Annotated in this window: 16 protein-coding genes; 5 read left to right on the top strand and 11 right to left on the bottom strand. The window is 69.4% G+C overall.

What is annotated here, in order from left to right; genetic code table 11:
* Positions 1-405, top strand: coding sequence for a RidA family protein (locus tag LRQ07_RS04970; RefSeq protein WP_134353195.1), 405 nt, complete (start codon positions 1-3; stop codon positions 403-405).
* Positions 406-513: 108 nt separating this feature from the next.
* Entirely contained in the window at positions 514-2,001 is a 1,488-nt protein-coding gene (locus LRQ07_RS04965; protein ID WP_256536007.1) for a L,D-transpeptidase family protein, read from the top strand.
* Positions 2,002-2,236: 235 nt separating this feature from the next.
* On the opposite strand, the gene LRQ07_RS04960 is transcribed toward LRQ07_RS04965, so the two are convergent.
* The gene (locus LRQ07_RS04960; protein WP_134353193.1) at positions 2,237-4,456 is read right to left on the bottom strand and encodes an NADP-dependent isocitrate dehydrogenase; all 2,220 of its coding nucleotides are present in this window, start codon (positions 4,454-4,456) and stop codon (positions 2,237-2,239) included.
* A 176-nt stretch (positions 4,457-4,632) separates the two neighbouring features.
* On the opposite strand from LRQ07_RS04960, the gene LRQ07_RS04955 reads away from it, so the two are divergent.
* The gene (locus LRQ07_RS04955) at positions 4,633-5,091 is read left to right on the top strand and encodes a GNAT family N-acetyltransferase (protein WP_131492478.1); all 459 of its coding nucleotides are present in this window, start codon (positions 4,633-4,635) and stop codon (positions 5,089-5,091) included.
* A 102-nt stretch (positions 5,092-5,193) separates the two neighbouring features.
* On the opposite strand, the gene LRQ07_RS04950 is transcribed toward LRQ07_RS04955, so the two are convergent.
* The 8 genes from LRQ07_RS04950 to LRQ07_RS04915 form a co-directional block, all read right to left on the bottom strand.
* On the bottom strand, positions 5,194-6,009 hold the full coding sequence (locus LRQ07_RS04950; RefSeq protein WP_232762358.1) for a hypothetical protein: 816 nt from the start codon (positions 6,007-6,009) through the stop codon (positions 5,194-5,196).
* A gap of 121 nt (positions 6,010-6,130) precedes the next feature.
* Positions 6,131-7,945: an ABC transporter ATP-binding protein gene (locus tag LRQ07_RS04945; protein ID WP_047519850.1), complete on the bottom strand. Its 1,815-nt coding sequence runs from the start codon at positions 7,943-7,945 to the stop codon at positions 6,131-6,133.
* Positions 7,942-9,873: an ABC transporter ATP-binding protein gene (locus tag LRQ07_RS04940; protein ID WP_256536006.1), complete on the bottom strand. Its 1,932-nt coding sequence runs from the start codon at positions 9,871-9,873 to the stop codon at positions 7,942-7,944. The genes LRQ07_RS04945 and LRQ07_RS04940 overlap by 4 nt, the downstream gene beginning before the upstream one ends.
* 319 nt (positions 9,874-10,192) lie before the next feature.
* Positions 10,193-10,690, bottom strand: coding sequence for a methylated-DNA--[protein]-cysteine S-methyltransferase (locus tag LRQ07_RS04935; protein ID WP_256536005.1), 498 nt, complete (start codon positions 10,688-10,690; stop codon positions 10,193-10,195).
* Entirely contained in the window at positions 10,687-12,207 is a 1,521-nt protein-coding gene (locus LRQ07_RS04930) for a DNA-3-methyladenine glycosylase 2 family protein (RefSeq protein ID WP_256536003.1), read from the bottom strand. The genes LRQ07_RS04935 and LRQ07_RS04930 overlap by 4 nt, the downstream gene beginning before the upstream one ends.
* A 183-nt stretch (positions 12,208-12,390) precedes the next feature.
* Entirely contained in the window at positions 12,391-13,842 is a 1,452-nt protein-coding gene (locus tag LRQ07_RS04925; protein WP_256536002.1) for an aldehyde dehydrogenase family protein, read from the bottom strand.
* Complete coding sequence (locus tag LRQ07_RS04920) at positions 13,842-15,020, bottom strand: acyl-CoA dehydrogenase family protein (protein WP_256536001.1); 1,179 nt, start codon at positions 15,018-15,020, stop codon at positions 13,842-13,844. Before LRQ07_RS04920 ends, LRQ07_RS04925 begins: the two co-directional genes overlap by 1 nt.
* On the bottom strand, positions 15,017-16,342 hold the full coding sequence (locus LRQ07_RS04915) for an aminotransferase class III-fold pyridoxal phosphate-dependent enzyme (RefSeq protein WP_256536000.1): 1,326 nt from the start codon (positions 16,340-16,342) through the stop codon (positions 15,017-15,019). Before LRQ07_RS04915 ends, LRQ07_RS04920 begins: the two co-directional genes overlap by 4 nt.
* Positions 16,343-16,431: 89 nt before the next feature.
* On the opposite strand from LRQ07_RS04915, the gene LRQ07_RS04910 reads away from it, so the two are divergent.
* The gene (locus tag LRQ07_RS04910) at positions 16,432-17,769 is read left to right on the top strand and encodes a PucR family transcriptional regulator (RefSeq protein ID WP_256535999.1); all 1,338 of its coding nucleotides are present in this window, start codon (positions 16,432-16,434) and stop codon (positions 17,767-17,769) included.
* On the opposite strand, the gene LRQ07_RS04905 is transcribed toward LRQ07_RS04910, so the two are convergent.
* Both LRQ07_RS04905 and LRQ07_RS04900 read right to left on the bottom strand, forming a co-directional pair.
* Positions 17,766-18,917, bottom strand: coding sequence for a CaiB/BaiF CoA transferase family protein (locus LRQ07_RS04905; protein WP_256535998.1), 1,152 nt, complete (start codon positions 18,915-18,917; stop codon positions 17,766-17,768). The genes LRQ07_RS04910 and LRQ07_RS04905 overlap by 4 nt on opposite strands.
* Entirely contained in the window at positions 18,914-19,933 is a 1,020-nt protein-coding gene (locus LRQ07_RS04900; protein WP_256535997.1) for a LacI family DNA-binding transcriptional regulator, read from the bottom strand. Before LRQ07_RS04900 ends, LRQ07_RS04905 begins: the two co-directional genes overlap by 4 nt.
* A gap of 141 nt (positions 19,934-20,074) precedes the next feature.
* Between LRQ07_RS04900 and LRQ07_RS04895 the strand changes: the two genes are divergently transcribed.
* Complete coding sequence (locus LRQ07_RS04895) at positions 20,075-22,102, top strand: primary-amine oxidase (protein WP_256535996.1); 2,028 nt, start codon at positions 20,075-20,077, stop codon at positions 22,100-22,102.
* Positions 22,103-22,135: the final 33 nt, after the last annotated feature.

The raw sequence follows: 22,135 nt of genomic DNA, 5'->3' as shown, positions 1-22,135 counted from the left end.
ATGACCGCGAAGATCCGAGTTTCCACCGACGCCGCCCCCGCCCCCGCCCACACCTTCTCCCAGGGGATCCGCAAGGGTCCGTTCGTGCAGGTCTCCGGGCAGGGCCCCGTCGACCCGCAGACGAACGAATACCTCTACCCGGGGGACGTCGCCGCGCAGACCACTCGCACCCTCGAGAACGTCAAGGCGATCGTGGAGGCATCGGGCGCGACCTTCGATGACGTCGTGATGCTGCGCGTCTACCTCACCAAGCGCGAGGACTTCCCGATCATGAACGACGCCTACGGTGCGTTCGTCACGGCACACACCACGAGCGGCGTGCTCCCCTCGCGCACCACCGTCTTCACCGGCCTGCCGCGGGAGGAGATGCTCGTCGAGATCGACGGCATCGCCATCATCGACTGACCCCCGGAGCGCGGGGGGTGACGATACCACGGACCGTTGCCTCCCCGTTACCTCCCATCCCGTACCATTGATCCCCAGGACACGTTTGAGAACCGGGGGGTGAAGTTCGTGACCGATCTGATTTCTGCGCCGGGCGCGGCCGAGGCGCACGGCGACGACTCCGCCCCGACGGCCGTGCTCACGCCGACAGACGCGCCGACCGACACGGTGCCGCCCACCACCGGCGAGCAGCCGCTGGCCTGGGCTCCGATCGAACCGGCCCCCAAGAAGCGGCACCTCGGCCTCTGGATCGGCATCGGTCTCGGCGCCGTCGCTCTGGCCGCAGGCGCCGCATCCCTGGTCCTCATCGCACCGGGCACCACCGTCGCCGGAGTGCCGGTCGGATGGATGACGCCGGGCGCTGCCGCCGAGGCCGTCAGCACGCAGATCGCTCAGACCGAGGTCACCCTGACGGGTGCGGGAGAAGACACCGTACTCACCGGCGCAGACCTCGGCGCCACGGTCGACGCCACCGCACTCGCCGACACCGCTTTCGCAGAGCGTCCGCTCTGGAATCTCGGCATGTGGATGGGCGATCCCGTCCCGGGCGAGATCACCCTCGATGCCGACACCGCGTCCGCGGCGCTGCGCAGCGCCGTCCCGACGAGCTTCGACGACCCGGTGGACGCCGGTGTCGTATTCGACGCGGCCGCCGGCACCTACGTCATCACCCCGTCGGAGGCCGGCACCGGAATCGATGTCGACGATCTCAACGCCGCCTTCGCCGACGCGGTCGCCGGCGGGAGCACGACGTTCGACTACCCGGGTGGTCCTGCCGAAGCCCTGCCCGCCGTCTCCGACGACGACGCCACGGCCACGGCCGCCTCCCTCAACACCATGCTCTCGACCGTCGGCTTCTACGTTGGCGATGAACGCACCGTCCCCGTCGCGCCGGCAGTCGCCGCCAGCTGGCTCACCGTGATCGATGAAGACGGCCAGCTGCGCATCGAGGCCGACCCCGCGACCATCCAGGCGACCGTCGACACGCTTCCCGGACTCGTCGACCGCGCTCCCGTCAACGCCACGAACATCGTCGACTCCGGCGGCACCGTGCTCCGCGCCGAGCGGGAGGGCGTCGCAGGCCGCGCGCTCGGTGACACCTCAGACGTCGCGGCGGAGTTCGCTCAGCAGCTCGCCGCGGGCGACGGCGTCTACAAGCTCACGGTCACCGAGACCGCATTCGAGACGGTCAACCTCTTCCGTCGTATCGAGATCAACCTGAGCCAGCAGCGTACGTACCTCTTCGAGAACGACGAGGTCGTCAAGTCCTGGGCCGTCTCCACCGGCCTTCCGGGCACCCTGACCCCGGCGGGCAACTTCCGTGTGTTCGCGCACACGGCGATGCAGGACATGGGTTGCTTCGAGGGCGCGCCCTACTGCACGGAAGACGTCCCGTGGATCACCTGGTTCGCCCCGAACATCGGCTTCCACGGCACCTACTGGCACAACAACTTCGGTCAGCGGATGAGCCACGGCTGCGTCAACCTGCCGATCGATCTGGCCAAGTACGTCTACGACTGGTCCCCCGAGGGCCTCGAGATCTCCGTCTACTACTGATCCGCACGCACCGCTGATCCGCACACACCGCTGATCCGCACGCACCGCTGATCCGCGCCGGCCGCGCAGATGCATGACCGAACCACACGTGCAAGAGCCCGCCCCCGGACCGGGTCATGCGTGTGGCCGGGGATCATGCATCCGGGAGGGAGCAGGGACAGCGGACGGAGCGGCACCAGGGAGCAGGGACAGGAAAGGGGGCGGATGCCGACGCATCCGCCCCCTTTCCCGTGGATCAACGCAGGGCGTCGACGATGCCGTTCAGCGTCACGGACGGGCGCATGACAGCGGAGACGAGGGCGTCATCGGGACGGTAGTAGCCGCCGATCTCCACCCGCGCGCCCTGCACCGCGTTGAGCTCGGAGACGATCTTCTCCTCGTTCTCGGTGAGCGTCGCGGCGATCGGGGCGAAGGCCGCAGCGAGTTCGGGGTCCTTCGTCTGCTTCGCGAGCTCCTGCGCCCAGTACAGGCCCAGGTAGAAGTGGCTCCCACGATTGTCGATCGTTCCGAGCGCGCGTCCCGGTGAACGGTCCTCTTCGAGGAAGGTTCCGGTCGCGGCGTCGAGGGTCTCGGCCAGCACCCGCGCCTTCTCGTTGCCCGTACGGTCGGCGAAGTGCTCGAGCGAGGCGGCCAACGCGAAGAACTCGCCCAGCGAGTCCCAGCGCAGGTAGTTCTCCTCCACCAGCTGCTGCACGTGCTTGGGTGCGGAGCCTCCCGCCCCCGTCTCGAACAGTCCACCGCCGGCGAGGAGCGGCACGATCGAGAGCATCTTGGCGCTCGTGCCGACCTCGAGGATCGGGAACAGGTCGGTCAGGTAGTCGCGCAGCACGTTGCCCGTCACCGAGATGGTGTCCAGGCCGTGGCGCATACGCGCGAGCGTGTAACGCGTGGCTTCCTCGGGCGCGAGGATCGTGATCGTGAGCCCCTTGGTATCGAGCGTCGCGAGCCCCTGGTGCACCTTGGCGATGATCTGCGCGTCGTGCGAGCGGTTGGCGTCGAGCCAGAACACCGCGGGGTCGCCGGTGGCACGGGCACGCGAGACCGCGAGTCGGACCCAGTCCATCACCGGGATGTGCTTGGTCTGCGTCGCGCGCCAGATGTCGCCCTTGCCGACCGTGTGCTCGATGACGACGGTGCCCTCGCTGTCGAGCACCTGGACGATACCGTCCGCCGCGATCTCGAAGGTTTTGTCGTGGCTGCCGTACTCCTCGGCCGCCTGCGCCATCAGCCCCACGTTGGGAACGGTGCCGATCGTGGCGGGGTCGAGCGGACCGTTGGCGATCACGTCGTCGATCACGGCCTGGTAGACGCTCGCGTAGGAGGAGTCGGGGATGACGGCGAGCGTGTCCGCCTCTTCCCCGTCCTTGCCCCAGAGCTTGCCGCCGTTGCGCACGAGTGCGGGCATCGACGCGTCGACGATCACATCGCTCGGCACGTGCAGGTTCGTGATGCCCTTGTCGGAGTTCACGTACGAGAGGCGGGGCCCCTCTGCGATGGCTTTGTCGAAGGCCGCGGCGATCTCTTCGCCCCCCGCGACGTTCGCGAGCCCGCTGAGGATCGATCCGAGGCCGTCGTTCGCGCTGAGCCCGGCAGCGGCGAGCTGATCGCCGTACTGCGCGAACACGTCGGCGAAGAAGGCCCGCACCACGTGACCGAAGATGATCGGGTCGCTGACCTTCATCATGGTGGCCTTGAGGTGCACCGAGTAGAGCACGTCGTCGGCCTTCGCGGCCGCCAGAGTGTCGGCGAGGAACGCGTCGAGCTCCGTGGCTGAGAGGAAGGTCGCGTCGATGATCTCGCGCGGCAGGACCTTCAGTCCTTCCTTGAGCACCGTGACCGTGCCGTCTTCCGCGGTGTGACGGAAGCTGAGCACGTCGTCGTGGGCCGCGACCCAGGAACGCTCGTTGTGCTTGAAGTCGTCGTGGCCGAGGGTCGCGACACGGGTCTTCGATCCCGCAGCGAACGGCTTGTTGCGGTGCGGGTGCTTCTTCGCGTAGTTCTTCACCGCGAGAGGAGCGCGGCGGTCACTGTTGCCCTCACGCAGCACCGGGTTCACGGCGGAGCCCTTGATGCGGTCGTAGCGGGCCCGGACGTCCTTCTCCTCGAGCGACGACGGCTCGTCCGGGAAGTCCGGGATGTCGTAGCCCTGCGCCTGCAGCTCGGCGATCGCACCCTTGAGCTGGGGAATGGACGCCGAGATGTTCGGCAGCTTGATGATGTTCGCCTCGGGGAGCGTGGCGAGTCCGCCGAGCTCCGCAAGCGCATCGCCGACCTGCTGCTCCGGCGAGAGCTTCTGGGGGAAGGCGGCGAGGATGCGTCCTGCCAGCGAGATGTCGCGAGTCTCGACCTCGATGCCTGCCTGGCCGGTGTAGGCCTGGATGATCGGCAGGAACGAGGCGGTGGCGAGCGCCGGCGCTTCGTCCGTGTGCGTGTAGATGATGGCGTCGTCGGTCACCAGGTGGTTCTCCGCTCTGATAGTCAATTTGTCTCGACACCAAGATACCTGAGTGGCTCTGACCGCGTGGCCGGGCCGGGGCCGCCGACGCCTCCCCGGCATGATGCGCGAGCACGCCGAAGTGAAATGTCCCGCGGGGACGTGTGCCTCCGCGTCGGAGGGGTTAGCCTGGGTGCATGTCCGAACTGCGCATGGTCGAACTCTCCGCTGCGACGATCGTCGCCGTGAACAACCTGTCGCTCAAGCCCGGACAGGAGCAGTTCCTCGCTCCCGTCTCGTACGGGATCGCGGCCACGGTCATCAATCCGAAGACGTCCTGGCAGCGGGTGATCCTCGACCGCAACGAGGTCGTCGGCTTCGTCAGCGCGAACTTCGACGACGAAGCGCCGGAGGAGCACTTCCGCTCCGTGCTGTGGCGCATCAACGTGGACGCCGATGATCAGGGACGCGGCGTCGGCCGGTATGCGGTCGAGTCCCTCATCGACGAAGCCCGCGCACGCGGTGTCGACCACGTCAACGTGATCTACGAGGCCGGAGAGGGCGGTCCGGAGACGTTCTTCCACCGCGTCGGGTTCACGCCCGTCGGCGAGACCGCCTACGGCGAGGTCATCGCCGAGATCCGAGTCACACCCTAGACCGGCGGCGGGGTCTCGAATCCCCTCCCCCATCGAGACCTCGTCGCCCTCGGCTGCGGGACCGCTCCCACGCACCTTCGGGGCCGCGTGCGCCTCGCGTGGTCAGCGATCGCTGCGGGGCGGGTCTCCGCGGCGCCCTCGCGAGGCCCAGTTGGTCAGCGCCGAAGCCGCCGAGGCAGCCGCTCGTTCGATCGCCTCGGTCGAACGAGCGATGGCATCCTGAGCCGCGTCCTGCCAGGCGGGCGCCGCCGGCACCTCTCCCGCCTTGACCCGGGCCGCGTGCTCGGCGACCTCGAAGGCACTCGCGAGCGCCGCCACCGCATCCCGGTACGCGGCAAACTCGGCGGGCGTCGGCCGATCCCCGAGGCCGCGTCGGAGCTCGCTCGCCCGCTCCGATGCACGCAGATACGCGACCGTCGCCGGCTGCTTGATGTCGGTCATCTCGGGATAGGCGATCTGGCGCGCGGGGTCAGTCTCATAGACCATCCACCGGGCGACCACCGCATCATGCGTGGAGCGCAACCGGTCGAGGGGACGGGGAGCGGAAGCCGCGGGAACAGCGGCTCTTGCGGCGTGGAGCCTCGCCTGCTTGGCCTTGACGTCGGCCGCACACGCTTTGGCGTCGCGCTCGACGTCACGCAGCATGCGCCGGGAGCTCGCGACCTGATCGGGGGACGCCCGCCGCGCCGCGCGCTCCGCCACGACCCTGGCATGATCGGCGCGGGCGACCTTGAGCGCCGCGCGCCTCTCGACGAGTGCAGCCTGGGCCATCCGGAGGTCGTGCCGCGCCGCATCGACCTCGAGGCGCCGCCCGCTCATGGTGCTCCGCCTGCGCAGGCCGATCCAGCCGACCGTTCCTGCCGCGGCCGCGGTCGGCGCGAGCCACCACCACTCGGCGGCGAGCAGCAACGGGTCCATGATTCGATGCTACCGAGCCTGCGCGTCCGCCGAACCCCTTGCGCGGAGGCTCCGAGACGGACCTCCTCCGCTGCGGGCCCGGGGCGTGCCCGGGTCCGCAGCGGAGGAAGCGACGACATCATCAGACCAGTGTGCCCTGCCACGCTGCATGCAGCTGGGCGAACTTGCCCGTGCCTCCGATCAGCGCCTCGGGACTGTCGTCCTCGATGATCTTCCCGTGCTCCATCACCAGCACCCGATCGGCGATCGCGACGGTCGAGAGTCGGTGCGCGATGATGATCGCCGTGCGGTCCTTGAGCAGCGTCTGCAGCGCGTCCTGGATGAGACGCTCCGACGGGATGTCCAGCGATGCCGTCGCCTCATCGAGGATCAGCACCGCCGGGTCGGCCAGGAACGCCCTCGCGAACGAGATGAGCTGACGCTGTCCCGCAGAGACCCGTCCACCGCGCTTGTTCACATCGGTGCCGTACCCGTCCGGAAGCGACGAGATGAACTCGTCCGCCCCGACGGCCTTCGCCGCCGCACGGATCTCCTCGAGCGAGGCATCCGGCTTCCCGAGGGCGATGTTGTCGGCGACGGTGCCGCTGAACAGGTAGGCCTCCTGCGTGACCATCACGATCGCGCGGCGGAGGTCCTTCGGGTGCAGCGAGCGCAGGTCCACTCCGTCGAGTGTGACGCGTCCTTCCGAGGGGTCGTAGAACCGCGAGATCAGTTTCGCCAGCGTCGACTTGCCCGCGCCCGTCGTGCCCACCAGAGCGATCGTCTCGCCGGCGGGGATGTCGAGCGAGAAGTTCGGGAGGATCGTCTTCTCGCCGTTGTAACCGAAGGTCACCTCGTCGAACCGGATGTGGCCGCGGGACTCCCAGAGGTCGACCGGCTTCTCGGGGTCCGGCACCGTCGGCACCTCTTCGAGCACACCCGACACCTTCTCCAGCGCAGCCGTCGCCGACTGGTAGGAGTTCAGGAACATCGCGATCTCCTGCATCGGCGCGAAGAAGTTGCGCACGTAGAGCACCGCCGACAGCAGCACGCCCACCGTGAGTGCGCCTTCGGAGACACGGATCCCACCCCAGAGCACCACGATGCCGAGGACCAGCGCGGCGACGCCCATCAGCCCGGGCTCGAACGTCCCGAACAGCAGCATCGATCGACGGTTCACATCGCGGTAGTCGCCCGCGATCTCCTGGAACGCTTTGTCGTTGCGCGGCTCCTTGCGGAAGGCCTTCACGGCGCGGATACCGGTCATGGTCTCGACGAACTGCACGATGACCTTCGCGCTGATCACGCGCGACTCGCGGTAGACGAGCTGCGAGCGCGAGTAGAACCAGCGCATCAGGTAGAACAGCGGCACGCCGCCGATCGCGAGGATCAATCCCGACTGCCAGTCCCAGATGCAGAGGGCGATGAACGTGAACACACCGAACAGCACGCCCGAGACGAGCTCGTTCAGTCCACCGTCGAGGAGTTCCTTGATCGAGTCCAGGTCACTGGTCTGGCGCGAGATGATGCGGCCGGACGTGTAGGACTCGTGGAACTCCAGGCTCAGGCGCTGAGTGTGCAGGAAGATGCGCTTGCGCAGATCGAGCAGCACCGCCTGGGTGAGCTTGGCGGCGATGATCACGTACCAGGCGATCAGCACCGCGGCCAGCGCTCCGGCGAGCAGGTAGATGCCGCCGATCATGAAGGTCGGCATCCAGTCGGCCTGCTTCACCGCGGCCGGCAGCGCACGGTCGAGCCCGATGCTGATCAGGATCGGTCCGGCGACCTGCAGCGCGGTCGAGACGATCAGCACCGCAGCGGCCAGGACGATCTGCAGCTTCAGCGGGCGGACAAGGGAACCGAGCAGTCGGAGGGACCGACGACGGATCTCCTTGCTCTCCTCGCGGGTGTACTCGGAACGGTCCTCGTTCTGGGTTCCGGTGATGGCGGAGCTCATCGCTGCACCTCCTTCTCAATGATCGGGTCTTCGTCCGCGGCCTGCTTCGCGAGTCCTTCACGGACTTCTTCGGCGACCGCGAGCTGCTCGTCACGGATGATCGGGATCGCTCCGGTCCGCGCCGCCTCCTCCGCTTCCAGACTGGAGATGACATGCCGATAGTGCCGGCTCGTCTTCAGAAGCTCGGAGTGCGTGCCGACCGCGGTCACGCGGCCACCCTCGAGCAGGGCGACCCGGTCCGCGAGTGCCACCGTCGACGGGCGGTGCGCGACGATCATGGCCGTGGTGTCGGCGAGGACGTGCCGGAGCGCCTCCTCGACGAGCGCTTCGGTGTCGACGTCGAGCGCCGACAGCGGGTCGTCCAGCACCAGCACCTTCGGCTTCGCCGCCACCGCGCGGGCGAGGGCGAGCCGCTGACGCTGACCACCGGAGAGGCTGAGCCCCTCCTCACCGATCACGGTCTCGACGCCCTCGGGGAGCGCATCGACGAACGACGCTTGAGCGACCTCGATGGCTTCGCGTAGCACCCGCTCCCCCTCTTCGCTGTGCACGTCGAGTTCGGCGCGGCCGAGCAGCACGTTCTCGCGGACGGTCGCCGAGAACAGCGTCGCGTCCTCGAACGCCATGGCGATGTGCTGGCGGAGCTCGGCGAGCGGGAGGTCTCGCACATCGACGCCGTCGAGCGTGACCCTTCCCCCGGTCACGTCGTACAGACGCGTCGGGAGCGTGGTGAGCGTGGTCTTCCCGCTGCCGGTGAGCCCGACCAGCGCCATGGTCTCACCGGGGCGCAGCACCAGGTCGATGCCGTCGAGCAGATCCCGCTCGTGCGAACCGGCGTCCTGGTAGCGGAAGTGCGCGTTCTCGAACGCGAGCTCTCCGCGCGGATGCGCGATGTGCACCGGGTTCTCCGGGTCGGTGATGGTGTTGGTCTCGGAGAAGATGTCGAACACGCGATCGGTGGCCGTGCGGGCATCGAGCATGAACGAGAACAGGAAGCCGATCGACTCGATGGGCCAGCGCAGAACGACGGCCATCGCGAAGAAGGCGAACAGCTGAGCCTCATCGATCTGCCCCTGCGAGATCAGCCAGATCCCGGACATCAGGCTGAGACCGAACGCGATCTGCGGCATGAGGTCGAGCCAGAACCAGATCGACGCGATCGCGCCGGCCTTGCTCATCTCGGTCTCGCGCAGGGTCTCGGCCTGGCGGCTGAAGCGGCTGAGCGCATGCTTTCCGCGCCCGAACGCCTTCAGCACGCGGATGCCGTGCACGCTCTCCTCGACGCTGGTCGCGAGATCGCCGGCCTGATCCTGGCTGCGACGGGTCAGGGCGCCGTAGCGCTTCTCGAACAGGTAGCCGCGGATCCACAGCGGGATCGCGGTCACCAGGAAGATCGCACCGAGCAGCCAGTGCCACCGGAACAGCAGGATCGAACCGATGATGATCGTGAGCACGTTGACGACGAGCAGGACCAGCCCGAAGGCGAGCCAACGGCGGATGAGACCGATGTCCTGCATCATGCGGCTGAGCAGCTGGCCGGAGCCCCAGCGGTCGTGGAACGACACCGGAAGGGTCTGCAGGCGCGAGTAGAGCTCTGTGCGCATCTTGTACTCGACCTCGGTCGAGGGATTGAGCACGAACTGACGACGCAGCCAGACCATCAGCGCTTCGCCGAGGGCGAGCGCGAAGACGGCCGCGGCGCCCCAGACGATCGCGCTGATCTCTCCCGACCGGACCGGGCCGGAGATGATCTGTTCGAGGACGATCGGGATCATCAGGGCGATGAGCGCGGCGATGAGCGCGCTGGCGGCACCGCCGGCGAGCCGCCAGATGACGGGCTTCACGAAGGGCTTCAGGCGCCACAGTGCAGCCGGGGTGGAAAGAGTGGAGGAAGGCGAGGAGTTCTGCGCGGAAGGCGAGGAGGACATGTCTCTCAGATGAGTTTCGTATGGAAAGCGAGTGCGAATGGGGTCGGATGCGAGAGCGGACTCCTGGAGTCCGGCATCCGGTGCGGAAGAAAGGGAGCGGGGCGGCGCTAGAGGAGCGGCCGTGCCGGGTTCGAGCCGAGAGCTGCGATCCGCGCGGTGGCGATCGATGTCATGGTGTCCTCCTCAGGGCTCGGCGGTGTCGTCCGGTCGGCGCGACAGCCCACCAGCCTATTGCTGTGAACCAGCTGAACGCAAGAGTCATTCCCGATTCGTCGAGGGAGGTTCGACGAATCGGGACGATCCCGGGACCGCGGTCGATTCAGACCCCGATCGACTCCCGCGCCAGCAGGCTCTCCTTCACGCTCAGTCCCCAGGCGAATCCGCCGAGACTGCCGTCCGTCCGCAGCACCCGGTGGCACGGCACGAAGAGCGCCGGGGCGTTGCGTGCGCAGATCGACGCCGCCGCCCGGACGGCGTTCGGGTTGCCGAGCCGTGCAGCGAAGCCGGTGTAGGTGAGCGGAGCGCCGGGTTCGATCGCACGCAGAGCCGACCATCCCGCGAGTTGGAGCGCGGTGCCGGTCTGCGCGACCGCGACTGTGTCGATCGCCGACAGATCGCCGCCGTAGTAGGCGCGCGCCGCGGCTGCCGCGTCGGTCTCGCCCTCGCGCACGTGCACGGGACGGTTCGCCGCCGAGAGCCGCCCGAGGATCGCCTCGACATCGGAGGTCCACCCGGAGGCGAGCACGCGCTGCCGGTCGTCGGTGAGGATCGTGAAGGCCCCGTCCGGGGTGTCGATGGTCTGGATGAGAGCGGTCATGAGGTCTCCTTCGAGGTCGTGTGATCGGTGCGAGGGGGACGCGTCGGGGGTGCCGCACGCCGGGTCCTCGCCGGGCGCACCGGCGCGGCGCGCCAGAGGTGTGCGCTGAGGTAGCTGCGCCAGGGAGCCGCGCGCTCCGCCCAGGCGGTGAGCGCCCGCGCCTCTCCGGGGACGCCGGAGGCCGCCGCGCCCGCCCGCAACGCGACATCGCCGGGAAGAAGGATGTCGGGGTCACCGAGAACCCGCATGCGCACGTAGTCGGCCGTCCAGGGTCCGATGCCGGGCAGCGCCAGGAGCCGCTCACGCTGCATCGGACCGTCGTCACCGACCGTGAGGGTGAGCGAGCCGTCGGCGAGGGCGGCGGCAGCACCCGTGATCGCCCGGATGCGCGCGGCCGGGCCACGGAGCACCTCGACACCGTGCTCCGCGATGGCCGCCATGGTCGGGAACAGCAGCCCGTCGTCGGTCCGCTCCCCCAGGGCCTCGGTCAGCGCCGTAAGCGCCGTGCGGGCGGCGACCACGGTGATCTGCTGTCCGATCATGGCGCGGATGAGCATCTCATGGGGGTCGGCCGATCCAGGCACCCGGATGCCCGGTGTGCGGGCCACGAGCGGGGCGAGCTCGGGATGTGCGGACAGCGCCTGATCGATCGCCAGCGGATCTGCGTCGAGGTCGAAGAGGCGACGCACGGTCGAGACCAGCGGTGCCAGGTCCCCGAGCCGGGCCACCCGAGCACGCAGACGCAAGCCCGATCGCTGATCCTGCCGCACCTCGAACCAGGCCGCGCCTCCGGCCATGCGCAGGTGCCGGGAGAACGACGACTCGGAGACCGCTTCGACGCCGGGCACCGCGCGCGCCGCCATCCACGCAAAGATGCCGCTCGCGTCGAGCGGACCACGGTACGGCAGCACGAGGTCTATCGCCCCCGGGGCTGACATGGCCGGCGTCCGGCGTCGTGCGCGGAGCTCGCCGGGGGTGAGGTCGAACACCTCACGGATCGTCTCGTTGCACTGCCGGATGCTGGCGAAGCCTGCCGAGAAGGCCACATCGGAGATCGGCATGTCGGTACCGACCAGCAGCATCCGCGCCGTGTGCGCGCGATGCGCCCTCGCGAGGGCCAGAGGCCCGGCCCCCAGTTCGGCGCTGAGCAGACGGGTGAGGTGCCTGCTCGAGTATCCGAGACGCGCGGCCAAACCGGGGACGCCCTCCCGTTCCACGACACCGTCGGAGATCAGCCGCATCGCCCGTGCCGCGGTGTCGCCGCGCAGGTTCCAGTCCGGTGATCCGGGAGCAGCTTCGGGCAGGCACCTCTTGCACGCGCGATAGCCCGCTTCGTGTGCAGCTGCACTGGTCGGATAGAACGTCACGTTCTGCGGTCGGGGCGTGCGTGCGGGGCAGCTCGGACGACAGTAGATCCCGGTCGAGCGGACGGCCGTGACGAACTGCCCGTCGAAGCGGGTGTCTCGGGCGCTGATCGCACGATAGCGCTCGTCGAAGTCGGTCACGGGGAAGCTCATGCCTCCACTCTGTCATGACCCACCGACCTCGACTGGCGGAAATCGGACATGGCTGTGGAACACTCTTGCGCCGAGACCCCCGCGCACCGCCGAGACCCCCGCCTGCACACGTCGGCAGGCGGGGGCCTCGGCGGGCAGCGGGGGTCTCGGCGAAGGGGCGGGCGGGCGGGCGGGCGGGCGGGGTCAGCCGCGCAGGTACACCGTCGCGGTCTCGGTGTAGAACTCCCGGGCCGCGCCGCCCTGCTCCTTCGGGCCGAGGGCACTGGCACCGCTCCCCCCGAACGGCACGTGCAGGTCGGCGCCGGCGGAGGCCGAGTTGACGTGCACCACCCCGACGCGAATGTCCTCGATCGCGCTGAGCGCTTCGGCCAGTCCGGTCGTGAACACGGCAGTCGAGAGTCCGAACTCGCTGTCGTTCACGAGCGCGATGCCTTCCGCGGTGGACGAGACGCGGCGGACCCCGATGACCGGGCCGAAGAGTTCCTCGGTCCACAGCTCGCCCGGATCCTCCTCGTTCAGCTCGAAGATCGACGGGGGGATGAAGTACCCCTCGGCGAGCTCACCGGAGGAGTACGGCCCGGCGTCGACGACCGCTCTCGCCGTGGTCCGGGCGCGCACCAGAGCGGCGGCCACGCGATCGCGCGCTCCGGCATCGACCACGGGGCCCACGTCGACGCCCTCGTCCTGCGCGTCGCCCACGACCATCCGCTCGGTGCGGATCGCGAGTCGTCGCAGGAACTCGTCCGCCACAGCCTCGTGCACGATCACTCGGGAGGTCGCGGTGCACTTCTGTCCGGCCGCGCGGAAGGCTCCGACCGCCACCTGCTCCACCGCGACGTCGAGGTCGGCGTCGGCGAGGACGAGAGCCGCGTTCTTCCCACCGAGCTCCCCCTGGAACGGAACACCGCGCGCGGCGAGCTGCGCGGCGATGATCCTGCCGACCTTCGTGGAACCGGTGAACGTGACGGCATCGACGTCGGGATGCGACACGATGGCCTCCCCCACGCCGGCGTCACCGTTCACGAGGTTCAGGACGCCCTGCGGAAGCCCGGCCTGCTCGAGCGCCTGAGCGAACCGCATCGCGAGCAGGGGGACGAAGGTCGCCGGCTTCCAGACCACCGTGTTCCCCCAGACCAGGGCGGGGGCCAGCTTCCAGGCCGGGATCGAGATCGGGAAGTTGAACGGGGTGATGGCCCCGATCACCCCGACCGGACGACGGATGACGAGGATGCGCTCTCCGGCACTCGGCGACTCGAACAGGCCGCCGCTCTGACGCTCGACCTCCTGCGCGTGGAAGCGGAGGATGTTCGCGGCATGCCCGGTCTCGCCGATCGCCTCGACGAGTGTCTTCCCTTCCTCCCGCGCGAGCTCGCGCCCCCACTCCTCGCGATTCGCGTGGATGATGTCGGCCGCTCGCAGCAGGATCGCGGCCCGCGCCCTGGCGGGAGTCCGGCGCCATCCGTCGAGTGCGGCTCGTGCACCGGCGAAGGCACGGTGGACGTCGGCCGCGGACGCGCCGGGCCCCCGCCCGACGATGTCGCCGGGTCGGCTCGGGTTGACATCGACCAGGAGCGGTCCCTCACCGGTGACCCAGGTCCCGTCGATGAAGTGTCGGAGATCGTACGTGGTGGCCATCATGCTCCTTCGGAGTCGGTGCTGCGGAACGCGGAGAAACCGGTGATGTGCGCCCCGAGCACGAGCGTGTGCACCTCGTCGGTGCCCTCGTAGGTACGGACGGACTCGAGGTTCGCGGCATGACGCAGTGGCGAGTAGTCGCCGGAGATGCCGTTGCCGCCGAGGATCGTCCTCGCCTCACGCGCGATCGCGATGGCCGCTCGGGTGTTGCTGAGCTTCGCGACCGAGATCTGATGCGGCTCCAGTCGCCCGGCGTCCTTCAGCCGTCCGAGTCGCAGGGCGACCAACTGCGCCTTCTCGATCTCGACCGCCATGTCGACCAGCTTCTGCTGGGTGAGCTGGAACGCGGCGATGGGCTGGTTGAACTGGATGCGCGACCGGGCGTATGTCAGCGCCGCGTCATAGCTGTCGCGTGCGGCACCGATCACCCCCCAGCCGATGCCGTACCGCGCCTCGTTCAGGCACGAGAACGGCGCACGCAGCCCCCGCGCCCCCGGCAACCGGGCATCGGCGGGCAGCCTCACATCCGTCATCGTGATGTCGCACTGGATCGAGGCCCTCATCGACAGCTTCGGGGCGATGGGCGTCGCCACGAAGCCCGCCGTGTCCGTCGGGACGAGGAAGCCGCGCACCCCCTCGTCCGTCTGCGCCCAGATGATCGCGACCTGGGCGATGGAGGCGAGCCCGATCCAGCGCTTCGCGCCGTTGAGCACCCAGCCATCTCCGTCGCGACGGGCGAAGGTGGTCATGCTGGAGGGGTCGGATCCGGAGTTGGGCTCGGTGAGGCCGAAGCAGCCGATGACCTCTCCCCGCGCCATCCGCGGGAGCCACTCCTGCTTCTGCTCTTCGCTGCCGTGCTTGTGGATCGCGCTCATCGCGAGCGAGCCCTGCACGGAGACGAAGGTGCGCAGACCGGAGTCGCCCGCCTCGAGCTCCATCGCCGCGATCCCGTACTCGACGGCGCTGCGGCCGCCGCATCCGTATCCGTCGAGGTGCATGCCCAGCACGCCCAGCTCGGCGAGCTCCGGGACGAGCTCGGTCGGGAAGACGGCACGGTCGTACCAGTCGGCGATGTGGGGGCGGATGCGCGTGTCGACGAAAGCGCGCACGCGGTCGCGCGTAGCCCGTTCGTCCTCGGTGAGGAGCTCGTCGAAGTCGAGCAGGTCGGGAACGGTCATGCGGTGGCCTCCTCGGCGACGACGGTGCGGATGGATGCGGTCAGGATGTCCAGGCCGGCCTCCAGAACGGCCTCTTCGATCACCAGAGGCGGGAGTAACCGGATGACGTTGCCGTGCGTGCCGCAGGTGAGGGCGATCACCCCCGCCGCATGGCATGCCGCAGCGACCCGCTGGGCGAGGTCGGGACGAGGGGCGAGCGTTCCCGGATCTGCGAACTCGACGGCCATCATCGCACCGCGCCCGCGGACCTCGGCGACCACGGCGAGCTCGTCGACCAGGGGCTCGAGATGCCGACGGATCGAGCGCTCGATGCCGGTGACCCCCGGCAGGAGCCCCGGATCGTCGAGCACCTCGAACACGGCGAGCGCAGCCGCGCACGCCAGCGGATTGCCCGCGTAGGTGCCGCCGAGCCCGCCGGGATGGGCGGCGTCCATGATGTCCGCACGCCCCGTCACGGCACTCAACGGCAGGCCACCTCCGAGCGCCTTCGCGGTGAGGGTGATGTCACCGGCGATGCCCTCGTGCGCGCTCGCGAACAGCGTCCCGGTGCGGCCGAGTCCGGACTGGATCTCGTCGACGACGAGGACGATCCCGTAGGCATCGGCGATCCGGCGGAGGCCAGGGAGGAACCCGGGAGCCGGAACGACGAAGCCGCCCTCGCCCTGGATCGGTTCGACGACCAGGGCGGCGAAGTGCTCCGGGCCGTGCTCCGCAATGAGCCGCTCGATCTCGGCGAGGGCCGCATCCGCCCCCTGCCCGCGCAGCGGATTCGCGTTGGGGGCGCGGACCACGGCCTCGGGGAAGGGCCCGAAGCCCGTCTTGTACGGGTGTTCCTTCGCGGTCATCGCCATCGTCAGGAGCGATCGACCGTGGTACGCCTCGTCGATCACGAGCACGGCGGGACGACCGGTGTGGGCCCGCGCGATCTTGACGGCGTTCTCCACGGCTTCGGCTCCGGTGCTGAACAGCGCGGTGCGCTTGTCGAAGTCACCGGGGGTGTGCTCGTTCAGCCACTCCGCGACGCGGACGAAGCCCTCGTACTCGGTCACCATGAAGCACGTGTGCGTGAACCGGTCGAGTTGCGCGGCGACCTCGGCGCGCACGACCGGATTCGCCGCCCCCACACTGGTCACCGCGATGCCGGATGCGAGGTCGATGAGGGTGTTCCCGTCGACGTCCTCGAGCGTCGAGCTGCCGGCTCGCTCGATGAAGACCGGGAGGGTGATGCCGAAGCCGGAGGCGACGGCGGCTTCGCGCTGGGCATGGAGCTCGCGTGACCGGGGTCCGGGGATCTCGGTGCGCAGGTGAGGAACAGTCGTCATGGGCTCGACGCTAGAAGCTCAGACGCCCGAGCGGACGAACACTTCGCCCAGTCTTGGCAGACTCACTGTGCATCCCGCACACTGGATGCATGGTCTCCCTCGGCGAACTGGTCAGCACGGCGGGCACCGCGCTGCGCCCGCTCGCGCCGTTCGACGCCGCGCGGACGATCACGGGCGTGCACGTGTCGGAGCTCGACGATCCCGGCCGCTACCTGGACGGCGGAGAGCTGCTGCTCACCACGGGCATCCCGCTGCGCAGCCGACCGATGGACGCCTATGTGGATCGACTCGATGCGCAGGACGTCGGTGCGATCGGGATCGGCCTCGGCGAGGGCTGGGACGATCCTCCGGCCGCGCTCGTCGACCGATGTCGGACGCTCGGCATCCCGGTGTTCGCGGTACCGGACGGAGCACCCTTCCTCGATGTCTCGCGGGCGTTCTGGTCGATCACCGGACGGGGCGGACAGGATGAGGCGCTGCGCACCGCCCACACGCACACGCGGCTGGTCCAAGCCGCGGCCGGCCGCGATCCCGTCGCCTCGATCCTGCGCCAGATGTCGCAGGCGATCGGCGGATGGGTGGCCTGGCTCCCCTTCGGACCGGGGGCGTCGCTCGGAACGCTGCATCCGCCCTCCCTCGAAGGCCTCCTGCCCGCGGTGCGGGTCGATGTGGAGCGATCGCTCCTCCGATCCGGAGTCGAGGCCGCCTCCTTCGTGTCCCAGGGGTCCGCGGTCGTGGCTCACGCGGTCACGGACGGCGAGCTCACGCGCGGGGCCCTCGCCATCGGAGCCGGCCGCCCCCTCGCACGGGCGGACCGTCAGCTCGCCCTCACCGCGAGCGCGCTCCTGCGACTGGTCACCTCGCCGACGGCCGGCACCCGACGAGCCGAAGGGTGGTTCACCGCCCTGGCGCTGCGAGGAGACACAGCCGCGGCGCGCGCGCTGGCGGCCGTCGCCGACCTCGACCTGCCGTTGGAGTTCCGCGTCCTCGTGGGGGCCCTGGATCCGAGCATCTTCTCGGCCGAGTCGGACGGCGTGGTCGTCGCACTCCTCGACCCCGCTGAGCACCCCTCCGCCAGGTCCGGAGTGCTCAGCGCTCCGGTCACCCTCGACGACGTCCCCGCCGCGACCGCTCGTGCGCTGGCCCTGCACCGTCGCGCGCCGGACACCGCTCTCGTGATCGAACCGGAGTCGCGCGCCGCAGGGTGGGCGGACCTGCTCGCGGCGACGGACCCGATGCTGTTGCGCACCGTGACGTCGTATCTCCGGCATCGCCACCAGGCGGAGCGCACCGCCCGGGAGCTCGGTGTGCATCGCAACACCGTCCGCCCCCGCATCGCCGCCGCAGAGAGCCTGCTCGGCGTCGCGCTGGACGATCCCGACGTCGCCGCCGAACTGTGGTTGGCGATCCGGGATCGATCCGTCTAGTCACGGCCGTCGAGCCAGGCCCGCACGCGGTCGTCGTGTTCGCCCAGCCGGGGCGGAGGCGCCACCGACACGGGGATCTCCGGCTTCCAAGTTAGCGGTGACCGGATCTGGCGCGAACGCCGGCCGTCCTCCCCGATCAGCTCCCGGACCGGGTCGAGGCCCAGACGCGTGGCGAGTTCGACGCCCTCGCCCACGGAGTTCACGACCCCCGCGGCGACGCCGATCTCGTTCAGCCGCTCCGCCCAGGCCGCAGCCGTATCCGTGACCAGCGCGCCCTCCAGCTCCACGACGAGATCCTCGCGGTTCGCGACACGGTCCGGGTTGCGACGGAAGCGCTCGTCGTCGATGAGCTCCGGCCGACCGAGCGCGGTGACCATCTTCGCGAACTGGGCATCGTTGCCGCAGGCGACCGCGATCGGCGCATCGGCGCAACGCAGCGACTCATAGGGGGCGATCGACGGATGTCGGTTTCCGAGCCGGCCCGGTTCCGCGCCCGCTCCGAGGTGCGCGGACATCTGGTTCACCAGGGCCGCCTGGAGACTCGAGAGCAGGTTCACCTCGATCCTCGATCCGTGGCCGGTGAGTTCGCGTCGGCGCAGCGCGGCGAGGATGCCGATCACCGCGTCCTTGCCGGTGAGCACGTCGACGAGCGCGACCCCCGCCTTCATGGCCTCACCGTCGTTCTCACCCGTGATGTGCATGAGACCGCCCACCGCCTGCGCGACGAAGTCGTAGCCGGGGAGCGATGCCCCTGCGCCGAGGCCGAAGCCGCTCACCGACACCGAGATGAGACGCGGATGGGCCGCCGCGAGCTTCTCCTCATCGAATCCCAGTGCGGCGAACAGTCCCGGCCGGAAGTTCTCGATCACGATGTCGCTGCGGGCGATGAGTTCGAGCGCTCTCTTGCGATCTCCGGCGTCGGTGAGGTCGAGCGTAACCGACTCCTTGCCCCGGTTGGCGGACTCGAAGTACGTCGTCATGCCGGACTCCGCGTACGGCGGCCCCCATGCCCGGGTGTCGTCTCCCGTGCCGGGGCGCTCGACCTTGATCACGCGCGCCCCGAGGTCGGCCAACGTCATCGTCGCAAGGGGCCCGGCGAGCACACGGGAGAAATCGGCGACCACGATGCCGTCGAGCGGTGCGGTCATGCGTGCACCCGCAGCGGGTGGGCGGTGGATTCCCGCGCGACGACGGAGATCGGGAACTCCACGTCCGTACCCGGCGCGGCACGCCCCTCGATCAGGTCGATGAGCAGCTCGGCGCAGGCGACCCCGGAGTCTCGAGGCCGCAGATCGATCGATGTGATCGACGGGGTCAGGAAGGGCAGCGAGGGATGGTCCACGCACGAGACCACCGTGATGTCCTGACCGACCGTCCGCCCCTGTCGTCCGAGGACGGCGGCGACCTCGATCGCACTGGAATCCGGACCGCAGATGATCACGTCCGTGTCCGGATGCGCCTGGAGGACCCGCTCCGTCGCCACCCTGACGTCGGGCCACGATGCTTCGAAGGAGACGGGGGCGATGACCGGATCGAATCCGCGTGTCGCACACCCCTTCCGATAGCCGGAGACCAGCTGGCGCGACCAGTCGGTGGCGTCGGGCGCGACCAGCAGCACGGGGTGCCGGGCGCCGGTGACATCGATCTCGTCGAGGAGCCGCAGCATGCCCGCCTCATGCGAGGACCACACGACACCCGCCGGCGTGCCGTCGACATCGTCCGGGAGGTGCTCCTGGGTGACGACGGGGATCCCCGACGCCATCAGCGCCGGGAGGCCGGGGTCACCGGAGAGCGGGTCGCCGATGATGAGTCCGTCGGCACGGATCGGACGTGAACGGCCAGACGAGACGGAGGGGCTCACGATCGTCACGTCGATGTCGTGAGCGGCCGCGCTGGTGACGATACCGAACGTGAAAGCCATGTAGTACGCCGACCGCGACACGACCTCAGGAAGCACGATGCCGATCGTGCCGATGCTGCCGCCGCGCAGATGCCGGGCCGCGGTGTTCACCGAGTAGCCGAGCTCCGCCGCCGCGGCCAGGACGGCCTCCCTGGTGGGCTGCGAGACGCGCCCGACGCCGCTCAGCGCATCGGACGCCGTGGTCTTCCCGACCCCCGCGCGCCGTGCGACGTCGATCAATCTGACCCGTCGTGGCTCTTGCATGCGGCCGAGTCTAACCACACGGAGCACGTCGTAATCCACTCGAAACACATCAGGTCTTGCGCTGAAACACATTCATCGCATACTTTTGCCGGAACGTTCCGGCACGCAGACGTTCCCGAACTCACATCCGATGGAGACTCCATGAACTGCAGCTGTTCCCCGTCCGACCACGTCCAGCGTTCGCGCCCGCTCGGAGACGAATCCGGTGCGCCGTACGCGACGCTCTCCGCGGACGAGCTGCAGCGGGTCTCCGAGACGCTGCGTGCCCACGGCGCACTGGGTGAGGCGCAGCGGATCGCCTACGTCGGACTCGATGAGCCGGACCGCACCGAGGTCGCCGCCGGGCGCCCCGTCCCCCGCCGCGCCCGTGTCCAGCTGCTCGAGACCGACACCGGACGCGCTCGTGCCCTCTCGGTCGACATCGGCACCGGCGAGATCGTCACGGACGTCGACATCGACCCGGAGCACGACGGCCAGGTCCCCCTGCTCCAGGAGGAGCACGCGATCATCCGCGAGTTGATCGGCGCCGACGAGCGCTGGGCCGAAGCACTCGCCGCCCGGGGCATCGAGGACCCGAGCACGGTCGCTCTGGCCGGGCTGTCAGCCGGGCGCTTCCCGATCGAGGGCGAGAGCGGGCGCCGACTCGCACGGGTGCTCGGACACCATCAGCCCACTCCACAGACCATGCCCTGGGCACATCCGATCGACGGACTGGTGGCATACGTCGACGTCGCCGCGCGCACCGTGGTCGATGTCATCGACGTGGGCGCGATGCCGATTCCACAAGAGACCGCGGACTATCACGTGCCCGGCACATTCGGCCCGGAGCGGACCACACAGAAGCCGATCGTCATCACTCAGCCCGAAGGACCGAGCTTCGCCTTCGAGGGAGACGTGATCACCTGGGAGAAGTGGTCGTTGCGCATCGGCTACGACATGCGCGAAGGACTCATCCTGCACGGCATCGGGTTCGAGGACGAGGGCCGGGTCCGCCCCATCGTGCACCGCGCCTCAATCGCCGAGATGCTGGTGCCCTACGGCGACCCGGGGCCCGTGCGCTTCTGGCAGAACTACTTCGACACCGGTGAGTATCTCCTCGGCAGACTCGCGAACTCGCTGGAACTCGGCTGCGACTGCGTCGGCGACATCACCTACCTCGACGTCCCGATCGCCGACGCCCGCGGCAACGTGAAGGTGCTCCCGAACGTGATCTGCGTCCACGAGGAGGACGCCGGGGTGCTGTGGAAGCACACCGAGCAGTTCACGGGATCGAGCGACGTCCGCCGCCAGCGCCGACTCGTGATCTCGTTCTTCGTCACGGTGGGCAACTACGACTACGGCTTCTACTGGTACTTCTACCTGGACGGCAAGATCGAGTTCGAGGCCAAGGCCACCGGACTCGTGTTCACCGCCGCCTATGACGAGCGCACCGGCCGCTTCGCGAGCGAGCTGGCCCCGGGGCTCGCGGCGCCGTACCACCAGCACCTGTTCTGCGCGCGGCTGGACATGGCGGTCGACGACGGGCCTGCCGTCATCGACGAAGTCGACGTGCGGTCGCTCCCGATCTCCGACGACAACCTGCACGGCAGCGCGATCGGCTTCACCCGGACCCGGCTTCGCAGCGAGCTCGAGGGGCGGCGCCGGGCCGACGCGTCGGTCGACCGCACATGGCGGGTGAGCAGCGCGACGGCCACGAACCGGCTCGGTCGTCCCACCTCCTACGTCCTGACACCGGAGGGGAAGCCCGTCCTCCTCGCACGCCCCGAATCCGTGATCGCCTCGCGCGCCCGCTTCGCGACCGCCGATCTGTGGGTCACCGCGTACGACCCCGAGGAGCGTTATCCGGCCGGCGACGTCGTCAACCAGAGCGCACCGGAGCAGGGGCTGCCGGCCTTCGTCGCCGAGAACGCCTCGCTGGACGGCGCAGACCTCGTGCTGTGGCACACGTTCGGCCTCACGCACTTCCCGCGCACGGAGGACTGGCCCATCATGCCGGTCGACAGCTGCGGCTTCACACTGAAACCCCACGACTTCTTCGACCGGAACCCGACCCTCGACGTTCCGGCCTCCCCCACCGCATGCGCCTGCGCTCACGAGGACGCCGGCGCAGCCCGAACCGAGCACCACCTGCATCACCTCTCTGTCCGCCCGTCGTCGTCCGACGCCTGACCGGCCGTCGCCCGACATCCCGAAGGGAAACAC

The sequence above is a fragment of the Microbacterium sp. J1-1 genome, from assembly GCF_024498615.1.
GTDB classification, from domain to species: Bacteria; Actinomycetota; Actinomycetes; order Actinomycetales; family Microbacteriaceae; genus Microbacterium; species Microbacterium aurugineum.
The sequence above is the reverse complement of the archived record's forward strand: the minus strand, read 5'-3'. Positions and strand labels throughout refer to the sequence as shown.